At 35.4% G+C, this 14,220-nt stretch carries 17 protein-coding genes; all 17 read right to left on the bottom strand.

The genetic code is table 11. From position 1 onward, the window contains the following. Positions 1-104 precede the first annotated feature (104 nt). Complete coding sequence (locus TEPIDINF_RS05265; protein ID WP_069798057.1) at positions 105-464, bottom strand: YraN family protein; 360 nt, start codon at positions 462-464, stop codon at positions 105-107. Then, positions 457-738 (bottom strand): EscU/YscU/HrcU family type III secretion system export apparatus switch protein, encoded by a 282-nt coding sequence (locus TEPIDINF_RS05270; RefSeq protein ID WP_069798055.1) that lies wholly within the window; start codon positions 736-738, stop codon positions 457-459. Before TEPIDINF_RS05270 ends, TEPIDINF_RS05265 begins: the two co-directional genes overlap by 8 nt. Then, entirely contained in the window at positions 735-2,078 is a 1,344-nt protein-coding gene (locus TEPIDINF_RS05275) for a hypothetical protein (protein WP_421691484.1), read from the bottom strand. Before TEPIDINF_RS05275 ends, TEPIDINF_RS05270 begins: the two co-directional genes overlap by 4 nt. Before the next feature lie 6 nt (positions 2,079-2,084). Then, positions 2,085-2,720: a ribonuclease HII gene (locus tag TEPIDINF_RS05280; protein ID WP_068724472.1), complete on the bottom strand. Its 636-nt coding sequence runs from the start codon at positions 2,718-2,720 to the stop codon at positions 2,085-2,087. Positions 2,721-2,791: 71 nt separating this feature from the next. Next, positions 2,792-3,646 (bottom strand): ribosome biogenesis GTPase YlqF, encoded by an 855-nt coding sequence (gene ylqF, locus TEPIDINF_RS05285; protein ID WP_421691485.1) that lies wholly within the window; start codon positions 3,644-3,646, stop codon positions 2,792-2,794. Between the two features lie 17 nt (positions 3,647-3,663). Beyond that, positions 3,664-4,212: a signal peptidase I gene (lepB, locus tag TEPIDINF_RS05290; RefSeq protein ID WP_068724476.1), complete on the bottom strand. Its 549-nt coding sequence runs from the start codon at positions 4,210-4,212 to the stop codon at positions 3,664-3,666. Positions 4,213-4,236: 24 nt separating this feature from the next. Next, positions 4,237-4,764 (bottom strand): signal peptidase I, encoded by a 528-nt coding sequence (gene lepB, locus TEPIDINF_RS05295; RefSeq protein ID WP_421691486.1) that lies wholly within the window; start codon positions 4,762-4,764, stop codon positions 4,237-4,239. Positions 4,765-4,854: 90 nt separating this feature from the next. Further along, the gene (rplS, locus tag TEPIDINF_RS05300) at positions 4,855-5,196 is read right to left on the bottom strand and encodes a 50S ribosomal protein L19 (RefSeq protein WP_068724479.1); all 342 of its coding nucleotides are present in this window, start codon (positions 5,194-5,196) and stop codon (positions 4,855-4,857) included. A 123-nt stretch (positions 5,197-5,319) separates the two neighbouring features. After that, positions 5,320-6,060 (bottom strand): tRNA (guanosine(37)-N1)-methyltransferase TrmD, encoded by a 741-nt coding sequence (gene trmD / locus TEPIDINF_RS05305; RefSeq protein ID WP_069798047.1) that lies wholly within the window; start codon positions 6,058-6,060, stop codon positions 5,320-5,322. A gap of 15 nt (positions 6,061-6,075) precedes the next feature. Beyond that, positions 6,076-6,600, bottom strand: coding sequence for a ribosome maturation factor RimM (gene rimM / locus TEPIDINF_RS05310; protein ID WP_421691487.1), 525 nt, complete (start codon positions 6,598-6,600; stop codon positions 6,076-6,078). A 1-nt stretch (position 6,601) separates the two neighbouring features. Continuing rightward, positions 6,602-7,012 carry a YlqD family protein gene (locus TEPIDINF_RS05315; RefSeq protein ID WP_068724483.1) on the bottom strand — a complete coding sequence of 137 codons (411 nt, stop codon included), beginning with the start codon at positions 7,010-7,012 and terminating at the stop codon, positions 6,602-6,604. A 96-nt stretch (positions 7,013-7,108) separates the two neighbouring features. Continuing rightward, positions 7,109-7,336, bottom strand: coding sequence for a KH domain-containing protein (locus TEPIDINF_RS05320; RefSeq protein WP_068724486.1), 228 nt, complete (start codon positions 7,334-7,336; stop codon positions 7,109-7,111). A 46-nt stretch (positions 7,337-7,382) separates the two neighbouring features. Beyond that, a complete protein-coding gene (gene rpsP / locus TEPIDINF_RS05325; RefSeq protein ID WP_068724487.1) occupies positions 7,383-7,655 on the bottom strand; it encodes a 30S ribosomal protein S16 in 273 nt (90 codons plus the stop codon). Between the two features lie 41 nt (positions 7,656-7,696). Further along, the gene (ffh, locus tag TEPIDINF_RS05330; protein WP_421691488.1) at positions 7,697-9,043 is read right to left on the bottom strand and encodes a signal recognition particle protein; all 1,347 of its coding nucleotides are present in this window, start codon (positions 9,041-9,043) and stop codon (positions 7,697-7,699) included. Between the two features lie 13 nt (positions 9,044-9,056). Next, on the bottom strand, positions 9,057-9,392 hold the full coding sequence (locus TEPIDINF_RS05335) for a putative DNA-binding protein (protein WP_068724493.1): 336 nt from the start codon (positions 9,390-9,392) through the stop codon (positions 9,057-9,059). 101 nt (positions 9,393-9,493) lie between these two features. Beyond that, entirely contained in the window at positions 9,494-10,486 is a 993-nt protein-coding gene (gene ftsY, locus TEPIDINF_RS05340; RefSeq protein WP_068724495.1) for a signal recognition particle-docking protein FtsY, read from the bottom strand. A 12-nt stretch (positions 10,487-10,498) separates the two neighbouring features. Continuing rightward, positions 10,499-14,071 (bottom strand): chromosome segregation protein SMC, encoded by a 3,573-nt coding sequence (smc, locus tag TEPIDINF_RS05345; RefSeq protein ID WP_421691489.1) that lies wholly within the window; start codon positions 14,069-14,071, stop codon positions 10,499-10,501. Positions 14,072-14,220 lie beyond the last annotated feature (149 nt).

Consider the following 14,220-nt stretch of genomic DNA (forward strand, 5'->3'; position numbering starts at 1 on the left):
GTCCTATAAATGGAAAACAACAAGATAAAAAGTTTATTCATTTTTGCTGTCGAAAAAAATAGAAATACAATTCTTTTTGCGATGTCCTGGGAAATGAATAGATTCTATTGAATTACATTTTTATGATGTCGTAATTGATATACCCCTTCGTGTTGATCTATGGTTACCACATCAAAGCGGATCGGGATTTCCCACCATTGTTTATACCGTAAAAAAGCATTTGCCATTTTCACCATTTGTTGTTGCTTCTTTTCATTGATTGACTCTATACTAGTGCCATATTTATGACTTCTTTTTGTTCTCACTTCAATAAAGACGAGTGTCTCACGATCCTTCATCACGAGATCAATCTCTCCAAGTCGATTTTGCCAATTCCCCGTAATGAACTGATATCCTTGCTTTATTAAATATTCTTTTGCCTTTTGCTCTCCCCATTTTCCTAAGTTTTTACGTTGATCAACCATTTTTAATATTTCCTGCCTTTTGTTCTGCTTGGTATACGAAAGCAAAAATTTCCGCAATCATGGGGTAAAGGGACGGGGGGATTTGTTCATGTATCTCTAGCTGATAAAGGATTGATGTCAGGGCTTGATCTTCAACTATTTTTACATCATGTTTTTGCGCTTGTTCAATGATCTGGTCAGCGATATGTCCCGAACCCTTAGCAATGACGTGAGGGGCATTGAAATGGGAAGGCTCGTATTTTAAAGCAATGGCTTTTTTTATTTGTTTTTTCATATTTTGATATCCACTCCCTTATGAGTAAAGGATGAGAAAGGATAGTCGACCTTAGCTTCTCCTTTTGTAAATGGTTGAACGGTTATTCCAGAAGTTTGATAACCTTGTTCTTTGATAAAAGCTAAAAAGTTAGGTTCTAATTCTCTAACCAGTTCCTTAATCAAGGGATAATCATTTTGAATTTGAACAAAGATTTGTTTTTGTAAAATATGCAGATGAACCACTAATTCACCTAGATGATTTAGGCCAAAAAGAAATGCAAAATGAACATCCTCAGGATTGATTGCTCTTCCTTCTTCTTTTTTCGAATGCACTTGGATAAAAACAGGATTGGTTGAAAAGGGCACAAAGCTAGGAAATTGAAGTATAAACTGCGAAAATATTCCTTGGTCTGGTGTAATCAGCAATTGTTGACCTAATATGTGGTCTACTATTTTTTCAAGTCGAGACACCAATTCTTCTGGTAAATGATTCTTGTGACTTAAAAGCTGGGTAATGACCTCTTTAAGTGTATTCTCATTTTCATTGATTAAAAAGTCTGTCCGATCCGTCATATTCAGTTGAAATTGTTCAATATATTTAACCATCCGATCTAAAAAATGTTCTGGTTGAAATGGTATTTGCTGTTGAATTTGATTTTGATTTTGATGGATTAATGTTTGTGCATTACTAAGGAATTCATCTATCCGTTGATGTAGATTTTGGATTTTTGTGGTTATTTCTTTTGAAATAGGAACGTTTTTATGTTGGTTGGACGAAAGCCATGTTTCTGCTAAACGTCTTAAATCAAGTAATTTGGTGACAAAACCTTCTCCAAACAAAAATTCATGGGCTGAACGTATATAATTTGCTGTTACGGGTAGATCCTTGGAAATCAACCATTTTACAGCTTGTAATACATCCGTATCTTCATTTTGTTTCATCATTTTAAGTATCTTAGAAATCTCATCAAAAATTCCTTTTTCAATAGGAAGCTGATTATCTAACAGTTTTAGAAGAAGCCCACGATTCTCAGGTGAATTTTTGATATTTAACAATTGTAATAACTCTTCTGAAGAAGTGATGGGTTTGCTAGAAGGTGTCGGATCTGTCAATACTTTTAATTTTATTTCGTTTCCTATTGACATCACTCGAAAAAAGGCTTGTTGACCTTTGGTTAATTGTACTTCCATTCTAGCAAGCATTTTTGTCCCCTGAATCTGAACAATCGCTTGTGTTTCATTTAATATGTTTATCACTTGCCCACGTAAAATTTGCCCAACCTTCAACTGAAAAAGTTGACCTTTCCCTCGTTCAATCATTTGGTAAATATGTTCTAATCGTGGAATCATAGGAATCATATTTCTCTAACCTTCCATTTTTGTAAAATCCATTTCAAACTCAAATAATGTTTCTTGAAGAAGATTTCCTAAAAATGATTGTCTATGTAATGGACTTGGCCCATGAAGTCGAATCATTTCCCTATGTAATTTGGTTGCATATCCTTTATGTTGCTTTATCCCATAAAGAGGGTAAAGTTGATCCCATTCTTCACACATTCGATCTCTTGTTACTTTTGCAATAATTGAAGCTGCAGCGATGGACTGACTAACCGTATCACCTTTGATAATCGACCTTTGTGGAATCGTAAGATCTACCTTTTCTGCATCAATTAACAAAACCTGTGGGGAGATATTCATGATTAATACCGCCTGCTTCATCGCAAGACGTGCTGCTTGTTTAATGTTAATTTGATCAATTGTCTTAGCATCCACCTTCCCCACGCCGATTGCTATGGCTTGTTTCGTAATTTGATCAAAAAGTTCCTCTCGCTTTTTTGGTGTTAATTTTTTAGAATCATCGATCCCTTTAATTTCAAGATTTGGTGGCAATATGACACTAGCAGCCACTACATCACCAAATAAACATCCTCTACCAACCTCATCGATCCCAGCAATAAGCTGGATTCCTTGAGACCATAAGACTTTCTCATGTTCTAACATGGTTTCTCCTTCCGCTACATTTGCTCATAAATGTAAAAACGTGCAATAGCACGTTTTTATTGTAACATAGATTAATCAAGTTGATAGGGTTTTTCTAAGCAAAAAGGGCCTAATTTACCAGATCTTAATTCACGAACAATGATTTCTGATGCTTTATCAAAGTCAATCTGTCCACCTGAAACAAGGCAACCTCTTTTACGACCGATTTGCTCAATGATTTCCACAGGATCTGTTGCTATCTCCGTTAATTTGTAACGTTCTTTTAATCGCTCTGGATAATGTTCCTTAAAAAATTTGACAATAAAGATAGCAATATCATCAAAATGAAGAATTTGATCTTTGATTGCTCCAGTTGCAGCCAAACGGTATCCTACCTCTTGATCTTCAAATTTAGGCCACAAAATTCCAGGTGTATCAAGTAATTCAAGGGATTGTCCTACTTTGATCCATTGCTGCCCTTTGGTTACACCGGGACGATCACCGGTCACAGCAATACTTTTACCAGCTAATCGATTAATTAAAGAAGATTTTCCTACATTTGGAATTCCAAGAATCATCGCCCTTAATGCCCGTGGTTTAACCCCTTTTTTCATTAAAGCTTCTCTTTTTTCAACCATTAACGCTTCAGCTTCTTTTATGATGTTTTGAAGCCCTTTTCCACTTATTGAGTTAATAGGAATTGCCGTTAATCCTTGATCATGGAAATACTGAATCCATTCCTTTACTATAGATTGATCAGCTAAGTCACTCTTGTTTAACAGAACAAGTCTTGGTTTCTGATTAACGATTTCATCAATCATGGGGTTGCGACTGGAAAGAGGAATTCTCGCATCTAATAATTCAATCACAATATCAATTAGACTTAGCTTTTCTGTAATTTGTCTCCTGGCTTTAGCCATATGACCAGGAAACCATTGAATTATCATGTAATTACTCACCTACTTTATTTACTCGTCAACCATTTTATTTCGGATATAGGCCAAAATGCAAATGCAGCTTTTCCCACGACTTGATCAAACTTAATGGTACCAATCATTCGACTATCTTTACTATTTCGGCGATTATCCCCCATTACAAACAGGTGGCCTTCTTCTACCTTAACTGGCCCAAAATCGTCTGTAAGTGTTAATCCTTGAACTGCTAATTGCTTTCTTTCTTCATTTAAATAGGGCTCTTCTACTTTTTGTCCATTAATGTATAGTTGATCATTTTTCACCTCTACTACTTCCCCAGGTAAAGCAATAACCCGCTTGATATAATCTTGTTCTTCACTATAACGAAACACGATAATATCACCACGCTTTGGTTGTCCAAAACGATATTGAAGCTCATTCACAATTAATCGTTCTCCATTTTCCAAAGTCGGCATCATCGAAGTGCCATCAACAATAAAAGGGGCAAATAGAAATGTTCGAATAAGATAAGCAAGGATGATAGCAATCGCAATCGCTTTTGCCCATTCTTTTAATTCTTTATTTATCGAGCTGCTCATTGAAAGTTCCTCCCTAAAGAAAATCTAATTCCATAACTTTCTGACTTGACTCAGTGGCCAAATAGCAAGATCCGCCCTCCCTATTACCTTGTTAAGAGAAATAGGGCCTATTATTCGGCTATCAGTGCTATTTCCTCGATTATCTCCTACCACAAAGATCATCCCATCAGGTACTGTAACAGGAGGAAAGTCTTCAGTAATGATTTTACCCGAATAACGATCTAAATATGGCTCTTGTGTGGGTTGATCGTTGATATATAATTGTTGATTTCTAAATTCTACTTTATCCCCTGGTTCGCCGATCACCCTTTTAATATAGTCTTCCTTTTCAGAGGCATGGAAGATAACGATATCGCCCCGTTTTGGAGCATGTATTTTGTATATGATTTTATTCATGATTAATCTCTCATTGTTTTGCAAAGTTGGTTCCATTGAAGGTCCACTCACAACAACAACTGCAAACAAGAAAGTATGTATCAGAAATGCCAAAATGACGGCGATGGTTAATGACTTTGCCCATTCAAATAGTTCTTTTAGTATCTTTGTTTCCATACAGGTTTCCCCTTATTCTCTCTCATGATAAATGCTGAAAATGGCAAAGAAAGGGGCTTGTATATGACAAGATCCCCTTTCTTTAATGAATTACATTTTTTCTTTAATACGAGCTGCTTTACCACGTAAGTTACGTAGGTAATATAGCTTAGCACGACGTACCTTACCACGACGTACTACTTCGATTTTGTCAATCTTTGGTGAATGAACTGGGAATGTACGCTCAACACCTACACCGTAAGAAATTTTACGAACTGTATAAGTTTCACTGATTCCAGTACCACGGCGCTTAATAACAACACCCTCAAACACCTGAATCCGCTCGCGTTGACCCTCGATAACTTTTACGTGTACACGAACAGTGTCACCAGGGCGAAACTCAGGAATATCTGTACGTAATTGTTCTCTTGCTATTTCCTGAACTAAATTCATTGTTGATTCCCTCCTTCCAAACAGACGTTCATCAACTGCATATGTACACAGCCAGAGGACCGTCGTAATCAACAAAAAATATTGTATCATAATCTATTTATAAAGACAACCTAAAGTTAGTCTTTAGTTTTCATGATTTAATTCCCGTTTGATGGTTTTAATTAGGGCTTGGTCTTTTGCATCAAACTGATGAGCTTGAATCAGATCAGGTCGACGCTGTAAAGTACGCTTTATCGATTCCTTTTTTCTCCACTCTTCAATTTTTTGATGATGTCCAGATAATAATACTTCTGGAACCTTCCATGTTCTAAATTCTTCAGGTCTTGTGTATTGAGGGTATTCTAATAATCCAGAACTAAACGAATCGGTTTCTGCTGATTCCTGATTTCCAAGCACTCCTGGTAACAATCGAACCACACTATCAACAATTACCATTGCAGCTAATTCTCCACCTGTAAGAACATAATCACCAATCGATAGCTCGTCTGTGACTAAATGTTCCCTAATTCTTTCATCAAATCCTTCATAATGACCACAAAGAAAAATAAGATGTTCTTCCTTTTTCAATTCTTCTGCCTTTTTTTGTGTATAAGGTATTCCTTGCGGGGTCATCATGATGATTCTTGCTTTTTCATAATTTGGGATCGATTCTACTGCATAGAAAATTGGCTCTGGTTTAAGAACCATACCATTTCCACCACCATATGGATAATCATCCACTGTTTTATGTTTGTTGGTAGCAAAGTCCCGAAAATTAATCGTGTTAATTGTTACTGCGTTTTTTTCTTGTGCTTTTTTTAAAATACTAGATTGTAATATACCTTCAAACATTTCAGGAAATAGCGTCAATATATGTATATTCATCTTGATCACCTGAATCTAACTTAATAAACCTTCAATCGGTTCAATGATAATCTTTTTTTCATTTACGTTAACTTCCTTCACTATAAGTTCTACATAAGGGATAAGAATCTCTTTTTTCGAAGTGGCATCCTTTACCACCCAAACATCATTAGCGCCAGGGGATAAAATTTCTGTAACCGTTCCAATTTCTTCATCATCTGTAGAATATACTTTACAACCAATAATTTGATGAAAATAAAACTCCCCTTCTTCCAAATCATGTTGCTGTTCTTTGGAAATCCACATATATAATCCTTTATATTTTTCAACTTGATTAATATTATCATAGCCTTTTAACTTGACCAAATAAAGATTCTTATATGGCTTTGCCGATTGAATCATCGCAGATTGTTGATTTGGATGATTCTCCGACCCTATAAAAATCTGGTTTCCTTTTTTAAATCTTTCATCAGGAAAATCTGTATGTAAATAGATCTTTAATTCACCTTTTATCCCAAATGTATTTACGATTTGTCCAATTTTAAAAAAATGGGTATCCAACTTATTCTACCCTCTTTCTAATTTCTGTTATAATACCATCTTTAATAATAATTTCATAGCGATGAAAAATTTGATCCCAATGATCACCGACATTTACTTCTATTTCGGTATCTACCGTACTATGAAAGATTTCATCTCCTATATTTAGTTTCTCCACTTGTTCTAATTGAACCACCAATTGTTCAAGTTTTTCTTTTCTCTTTTGATGTTCATATCCAATCCGATCTTGAACAATTCTAACTGCTTCTTTTCCTTTTTTCTCAGCTTCCGTTAACAATTTCTTTTGTTGAAATTTTAATTGTTCTAACTCAACTTTAATCTGCTTCATTGATTGTTCAATTTCAGTGACCAACAACTGCTTGGATTGATTGGTTACAACCATCTTCACTGGGACAGGAATCTTAATTTTCATAAAACACCGCCTTTTCAATAAAACTGGTGGAGATAAGTGATCTGGATGATATTTTCTTTTGATAGAGCAAAAGGTGGGGATATCCCCACCCTGTGTTTAGATGATTTCAATCATCACACGTTTGTTTTCTTTAACTGCTGCAGCACTCACAACAGTACGAATTGCTTTTGCAATCCGCCCTTGTTTACCTATAATCTTTCCCATATCTTCTGGGGCAACAGATAGTTCATAAACAATAGACTTATCACCAGTTATTTCATTCACACGAACTTCGTCAGGATGATCAACAAGTGCTTTAGCCAACACTTCTACTAGTTCTTTCATAAGAAAAGACCTCCAATGGATAAATGATCCATTATTATTGTTCGACTTATTTCTCTTGTTTTAATTCGTGTGCTTTTTTCAAAATTCCAGATTTACTGAATAAGTTACGAACAGTGTCAGATGGTTTTGCACCAGTTTGCAACCATTTTAAAGCTTTCTCTTCATCAATATTGATTTGCGCAGGTTGTGTTAATGGATTATATGTCCCAATTTCTTCAATGATACGTCCATCACGAGGAGAACGGGAATCTGCTACAACCAAACGATAGAATGGAGCTTTTTTTGCACCCATGCGCTTTAAACGAATACGTACTGCCATGTTGTTCACCTCCTTTAGCAAATAAAAATCGTTTAAAATAATTAAATAAAAGGAAATTTAAATCCTTTTTTCTTTTTTCCTTTTGTCTTTGCCATATTAGAAAATTGCTTCATCATTTTTTTCATATCTTCAAATTGCTTGAGAAGTCGGTTGACGTCTTGGATACTTGTACCGCTCCCATTTGCAATACGACGTCGTCTACTTGCGTTTAGGATTTCCGGATGCTGTTTCTCTTCTTTTGTCATCGACATAATAATGGCCTCAACATGTGCTAATTGTTTATCGTCAACTTTTAGATCTTTTAGGCCTTTTGCTTTGTTCAATCCTGGGATCATGCCAAGGATTTCATCCAAAGGCCCCATTTTTTTAACTTGTTCTAATTGATCTAAAAAGTCTTCAAATGAAAATTCTGCGCTTCGAATCTTCTTCTCTAAATCTTTAGCTTTTTGTGAATCCACTGTGGCTTGTGCTTTTTCAATAAGAGTAAGAACATCACCCATTCCGAGAATACGGGAAGCCATTCGATCAGGATAAAAAGGTTCAATTTGATCCAATTTTTCACCCATACCCACAAATTTAATTGGGCAACCTGTTACTGCTTTGACTGAAATTGCAGCACCGCCACGCGTATCTCCATCTAGCTTTGTCAAAATCACACCTGTTAGCGATAGAGTCTCATGGAAGCTATTTGCTACATTCACTGCATCCTGACCTGTCATTGCATCAACAACCAATAATATTTCATGGGGTTTTACTTCATCCCGAATCTGTAGCAATTCATTCATTAGGGTTTCATCAATATGAAGACGCCCAGCTGTATCAATGATTACCACATCGCGATTTTCTGCCTTTGCATATTCAATACCTTTTTTGGCAATTTCAACAGGCGATACTTCGTTTCCTATACTAAAGACAGGAATCTTTAATTGTTCCCCTAGTACTTGTAGTTGTTTAATTGCCGCTGGTCTGTAAATATCTGCGGCAACTAATAGCGGTTGTTTGTTTTGTTTTTGTAAATATTTTGCTAGCTTACCGGTATGGGTGGTTTTACCTGCCCCTTGTAAACCTACCATCATGATGATTGTTGGCGGCTTGGGGGACATATTTAACTTACTCTGGGTTCCTCCCATCAATTGAGTAAGTTCTTCATTAACCACTTTAATGACCTGTTGGCCAGGTGTTAAGCTTTTTAGAACCTCTTGACCAATGGCTCTTTCCTTCACTCGAGAGACGAAATCTTTAACCACCTTGAAGTTAACGTCAGCTTCTAATAAGGCCAAACGAACTTCGCGCATCATTTGATTAACGTCTTCTTCTGACACCTTGCCTTTACCGCGTAACTTGTTAAAAGTTTCTTGTAGTCGGCCAGCTAACCCTTCAAACGCCATTTCTGACCGCCTCCTAATCTATTTGTCTTAAAAGATTTATTTTTTCTTTTAATTGAAGGAGAAACTCTCCCTCTTGTCGATCAATAAGCTGCTCCATTTCTTCTAAAATCTTTGTTCTCTGTTCATATTTTGCAAGAAGCTGAAGCTTACCTTCATATTCTTCTAACAAATTTTCAGATCGTTTGATATGTTCATAAACCGCTTGTCTACTAATTCCAAATTCTTCAGCTATTTCACCTAAAGAAAAATCATCTTGAAAGTACAATTCCATATATTGTTTCTGTTTCTCTGTTAAAAGATCTTGATAAAAGTCGTGAAGCAAAATGAGTCTTGTTGATTTTTCTAACATTTTTGACCACCTCACTATAAAGAGAGTAATCTGTAAAGACTATTCCCTTTACAAGAAATATATTACTGGCTATAGAAACGAATGTCAAGCTGTTTTTATTGTCAGATTTCTTCCTGGTCTTCTTCAAGAAAACCTTGTGCAAATAATGCATTGGCAAATTGATCTGCATCAAACTCTTGCAAATCGTCCATTTTTTCACCTAAGCCAACTAGTTTGACTGGTATCTGTAATTCATGGTGAATAGCAATCACGATTCCGCCCTTTGCTGTTCCATCCAATTTAGTTAAGACCAAACCTGAAACACCTGCAGATTCTTTAAACAATTTGGCTTGTTGTAACGCATTCTGGCCAGTCGTTGCATCTAAAACTAATAGGACTTCATGAGGTGCTTCAGGAATCTCTTTTTTAATCACGCGAAAAATTTTATTTAACTCCTGCATTAAATTCACTTTGTTATGGAGACGTCCAGCCGTATCACATAGCAGTACATCCACTTGCTTTGATTTTGCTGATTGAATGGCATCGAAAATCACAGCAGCTGGATCAGAACCTGCTTGATGTTTAACGACGTCTACCCCTACTCGTTCTCCCCAAACTTCTAATTGCTCAATCGCTCCTGCTCTAAAGGTGTCACCTGCAGCCATCATCACCTTTAATCCTTCTTTTTTTAATTTGTGAGCCAGTTTGCCAATCGTAGTGGTTTTCCCAACTCCATTTACTCCTACAAAAAGAATAACGGTTAAACCTTCAGATTGAATATTTAATTCATTTGATTGCCCATCTTTTAAAAAGTTTACGATTTGTTGAGTTAGAATAGGTTTTAACTGATTTGCATCTTCAATTTTTCTAGTTTTTACTTCTTTTCTTAATTGTTCGATCAAGTCAAGAACTGTATGAACACCAACATCAGCACCAATTAAAATTTCTTCTAATTCTTCAAAAAATTCTTCATCAATTTTTTTGGTACGAACGATTAAGTCTTCCATTTTTTCTACAAATGAATCTCTGGTTTTAGATAATCCCTCTTTAAACTTTGAGGTAACTTCTTGTGTCTTATTGGCAATATTTTCTTTTAATTTCTTAAAAAAACCCATATTTAATCCCTCCTAGGCCAATTGCATCGACTTTTCCTTTTCTTCTAATTTGACTGAAACCAATCGAGAAACCCCAGATTCCTGCATGGTCACTCCATACAACACATCAGCGCCTTCCATTGTTCCTTTTCGATGAGTTACGACAATAAATTGTGTATAGGAACAGAATTCTCTTAAATATTCAGCAAATCGATAGACATTTGCTTCATCAAGTGCTGCTTCAACTTCATCAAGAACGCAGAATGGCACTGGTTTGACGCGAAGGATTGCAAATAATAAACCAATCGCTGTTAAGGCTTTTTCTCCTCCAGATAATAAGGCTAAATTTTGTAGTTTTTTTCCAGGGGGCTGTGCAACAATTTCTATTCCCGTTTCTAACAATTGATCTGGGTTAGATAATATCAGATCAGCCCTACCGCCACCAAATAGTTTGGAAAAAACGATTTGGAATTGTTCTCGAATCGCTTCAAAACTCTCAATAAATCGTTTTGCCATCTCCTGATCAATTTCTTTAATCACTTGATATAACGTTTGTTTTGCTTCAACCAAGTCATCTTTTTGTGTAGATAAAAATTGATAACGCTCAGATACTCTTTCAAACTCCTCTATAGCTCCGAGATTGACTGAACCTAGACCTTGAATTTTTTCTTTTAATTCTTTCACTTGTCTTTTTACCAAGTCGATATTTTCAACTTTCATTACCTGTTGTCGTGCCCATTCAAAGCTCATTTGGTATTCTTCTGTTAATTGTGTTAATAAATTTTCTAATTCAGTATCTAGGCGACTTATTTTTACTTCACATTGATGGATACCAGATTCCACTGTCTTTAATTTTTTTCTGATTTCTTTTGCATCAAGCTCTTCTGTTTCAATTTCTTGAAGCATTTTTGTACGAACGTTTCGTTTTTCTTCGATTTGTTTTTGGAATTGTTCCTTTGATATTCGTAACTCCTTAATGGTGTCACTAATTGTAGATTCATCTTGTTTCTGTATGATCAATTCATTTTCTAATTGAATCAAAATTTGTTGTTGTTGTTCTAGTGAAGCTGAGGCTTCCTTCAAATCTGTATCTAGTCTTACAACTAATGATTGACTGCTATCCTTTTCTTGTTGCAAACGAGCCAGATCGATTTTTAAATCTGTGATCGTTTTATTGGTTTTTTCCTTTGTGGATTCATCTTGTTTTCTAATCGATTCTGCCTCTTCAATATTTTTTTGCAGTAGCTTTTCCTTTTTACCCTTTTCTTCAAGGGTATTTTTTAATTCTTCCTCTTTCGTATGATAACTGTTCCATTCGTCTTTTGATTGTTCGATTTCTTGATAGATAATCATCAAACGCTCTTCAATATTTTTTAATTCAATTTCAATTTGTTTATGCTTTCCAAGAAGTTCTTGTTCTTTGATCCGCTCTTTCTCACCTTGATTACGAATTCTCTCCAATAATTCCTGTGTCGAATGGATATTTAATTTGATTTTTTCCATATCAACTTTTTGATTGGATAACTCTTTTTTTGTCTGTTCAATTTGCTCTGTCAATTCATCAATTTCTCGTTGTCGGCTTAATAAATTGATATTTTTTCTTTGCTGGCTTCCTCCAGTCATCGACCCCCCTGGGTTGACAAGATCACCTTCTAAAGTAACGATGCGATAACGATATCCTAATGTTTTTGTTATTTCATTAGCCACTTTTAGATCGGAAGTGATGATTACTTGTCCCAAAAAATATTCGATAATATCCTTGTATTGTATATCTACTTCAATTAAATCGATGGCAACGCCAACATAACCATTGACCTGTTGAATTTTACCTAAATCATATGAACTTATTTTCTTGCCTTTGATGACATCGATAGGTAGAAATGTAGCTCTCCCAAGTTTTTTATCTTTTAAATATTGAATGGCATGTCTGCCAACACCTTCATTCTCTACAACAATATACTGTAAAGAACCACCTAAAGCGACTTCAATCGCTATCTCATATTTTTTGGGGACCTGAATCAATTCGGCAACTGCACCATGAATACCTTTAAGTTTTTGAGTTTCCCGGATTTTTAGTATTTCTTTAACCCCTTGGTTAAATCCTGAGAAATCTGCCTGCATTTCCCTTAGTACTTGTTGTCTGGAATTTAAAGCATCTAACTTTTGTTGTTGATCTAATAATGTTGCTTGTTTTTCTTCTTGTTGCTTTCCTAATTCCCGTTGTAAATGAAGCTGTTCACGATACTGTTCGGAGAGTTGTTCAATTTCGTCCTGAGTATGTTGGATTTCACGACTAATATTTTCCAACTTTTCAGCATGCAATTTCTTTTCTTTTTCAATTTGCTCTCTCTCTCCATTTAACTTATCAATACGGTAGGTAAGACTTTCTTTAGAACTCGCCAAATGACGAATCTCATTTCGAACGGTTGCCATTTCATTTAACAGTTCAAAATATTCTTCTTTCAAACCTTCTATTTTATCTTCATGATTAGCGATCAGTTGACTTAAGGAACTTTCTTCATTCGCTAGTTGTTTTGAAAGTTGAATGATCTTCTCTTCTATCGTTTCTAGTCGCTTTTTTTCTTGCTGCAAATGATTTTGAATTTCAATTTTTTTAAATTGGAATTTTTCAAGATTTTGAATCGTTTGCGTTTTTATCGTCTGGTTATTTTTCTCTCTTTCTCGAAAGACTTCTCTTTTCCCCTCTGTTTTTTCAACTTCTTCACTTATGTTGAGTAATTGTTGCTGGAGTTCATCTAGTTCATTTTCCAGTTGGTTAATGTGCCAACGTTTTTCTGCAATAATCGCATCCATTTGACTTAACTGGGAAGTGATTTCGATTTGTTCTTTAGTCAACTCTTTTTTTGCATTTTCAGTGTTTTGCCATTCCAAATGGGCTTTTTCAATATCATGAACATACCATTGTATATTTAATTCCTTTAATTGATTCGCATAATCTTTATATTGTTTTGCTACTTTTGCTTGTTCTTCTAATGGTTCTATTTGATCTTTTAATTCATAGATCAAATCATTAATTCGAACTAAATTTTGCTCTGTCTCATCTAATTTTTTTTGTGCTTCCTTTTTTCTTGTTTTATATTTAACGATTCCTGCCGCTTCTTCAAAGATTCCTCTGCGATCTTCTGATTTAGAGCTCAAAATCTCTTCGATACGACCTTGGCCAATTATGGAATAAGCCTCTTTGCCGAGTCCTGTATCCATAAATAACTCATTAATATCTTTTAAACGGCAAGGTTGATTATTGATATAATATTCACTTTCACCTGAACGATAAAGTCTTCTTGTAACGGTCACCTCAGAATATTCCATATCTAATGAACGATCTTGGTTATCTAATGTAAGAGATACTTCGCTATAATTAACAGGTTTTCTAGAATCACTTCCCGCAAAAATAACATCTTCCATTTTTGCGCCGCGGAGGGTTTTGGCACTTTGCTCACCCAGAACCCAGCGGATCGCATCCGTGATATTACTCTTTCCACTACCATTCGGACCAATCACTGCTGTAATTCCAGGAACAAATTCAAATTCTGTTCGATCAGCAAATGATTTGAACCCCGATAATTCTACTCTTTTAAGGTACATGCTTTCCTCTCCTTAAAACCTATTTCAATTCTTTTATTTTATCATAATCATGAATGAAAGCCCACAAAAGTGACGATTCCCTTCGAGGTTACTTTTGCTGGTACCATGATAAAAGAAATTTATGCTTTCCAATTAAGAAAAGGTTTGTA

The sequence above is a fragment of the Tepidibacillus infernus genome, from assembly GCF_048898065.1.
GTDB lineage: Bacteria > Bacillota > Bacilli > Tepidibacillales > Tepidibacillaceae > Tepidibacillus_B > Tepidibacillus_B infernus.